Consider the following 1,573-nt stretch of genomic DNA (forward strand, 5'->3'; position numbering starts at 1 on the left):
AGGAGCTAACTATAAGGAAGTCAAGCAATATTGACCAACTTTAAAAAGTTTTTAAAGATCTTTGAAAAGTGAATAAGTGTACACTGAAAATAACTAATGAGTAGCATATTTTAAAATATAGGTTTAAAAATATTTATACTAATTGTTCAAAATCGAACATAATATTTTCAGTTAATAGTTTGTATAGAACTCGAATGAATTTTCTTAACACATGACCTTGTGCACAACGATGACTCTTGCCTTGTTCCTTTTTTAGTTTATAATAGGAGTTGAAAGTAGAGTTGTACTTACAAATTGTAAGAGCGATTTGGTACAAGGTTTTACGAAGGTGTGGTGACCCTCGTTTAGAAATTGCTGTAGCTTGAGCATTGTATTCACCTGACTGATAAACAGAAGGGTCAAGCCCAGCGAAGGCAACTACTTTGCTTGCGGAATGGAACGTAGATATGTCGCCAATTTCGCACAATATCGAGGTGCCGGAAAAACTTCCGATGCCTGGAATTGAGTAAATAGGAGAGTTCGAGTTTGAAGCGAATTCTTCTATTTTTTTGTCTACAACAGCAACATGATCTTGAATCAGTTCGATTCTTGCAATAAGTTGTTGGATTTCTAATGAAGTAAGAGAATCAATGGAACCAATGGAGTTATTAGCAACATCTTTAAGATGGCTAGCCTCCAGTTCAACACCACGACCTCTACCACATGGCTTAAGAATATTCTTAAGTTTAGTAAGATTGGCATTGGCAATTAGAGAAGCCCCTGGAAAGGCCTTCAATAGAGCCATATAAGTCCTAATATACTTAGTTTTAAATAAAGAGTTGAATTCAGGGAATACAAAATCGATACAAGCTTGTAATTGGTTTTTAAGTTGATTAATGTCTTCCATTAAAGAAGCATGTAAACGACAAGCTTTCTTCATTTCTCTTAAACCAAGTTTTCTTTTAGTAATAGTTGTATAAGCTCTAGATTGAAGAACATTACAAATGATAACAGTATCTAGTTTATCAGTTTTAGTTTTTCTAATTTTCTTCTTACGCTCAGCATCAGTAGAAATAGGATTAATTAAACCAACCTTAAAGTTATGGTTTAAAAGAAACTGAATTAAGTTATCACCATAGTGACCAGTGGATTCTAAACCACAGATATGATCTTTATTAATAAAGTTCTTAACTTTATCGAGGAAAGAGTTAAACCCCTCACGATTGTTTTTGAAGAAAAAAGCTTCAACAATCACTTCGCCATGGAAATTCATGACGCAAGCACAATGGGTAAACTTTCCAACATCAATACCGATATAGTAAAACATATAAACACGACCTTTCTATAAAGTGATGTGACAATCCACAAATAGGATATCAAAGAACCTGGTGCGAAATAAAAGTTCAAAGACTTATCTAACTAATTACAATTAAGATATCGATTGTGGCAATATACTCCTTTGGGTAGTCAAGCTACAAGGAAAAACTAAAGTGCACATTCACGATTCAATTCTAACAAAAATTATGAATAAATTTAAGAAAGAAAGGAGTGTATATTAGAGACTTAGATAAGTCATTTCTAATATACCAGGAAA

At 33.1% G+C, this 1,573-nt stretch carries 1 protein-coding gene; it reads right to left on the reverse strand.

Translation table 11 applies throughout. The features are described from left to right. Positions 1-133: 133 nt before the first annotated feature. Positions 134-1,306 (reverse strand): IS110 family transposase, encoded by a 1,173-nt coding sequence (locus tag M2475_RS11355; protein ID WP_277491652.1) that lies wholly within the window; start codon positions 1,304-1,306, stop codon positions 134-136. Positions 1,307-1,573 lie beyond the last annotated feature (267 nt).

It is taken from the genome of Breznakia sp. PF5-3 (assembly GCF_029504745.1).
Lineage (GTDB): Bacteria > Bacillota_I > Bacilli_A > Erysipelotrichales > Erysipelotrichaceae > Breznakia.

What these genes read in the sequence shown, in the direction of transcription:
- M2475_RS11355 (WP_277491652.1), bottom strand. Translation starts at nt 1,306, where the DNA reads ATGTTTTACTATATCGGTATTGATGTTGGAAAGTTTACCCATTGTGCT.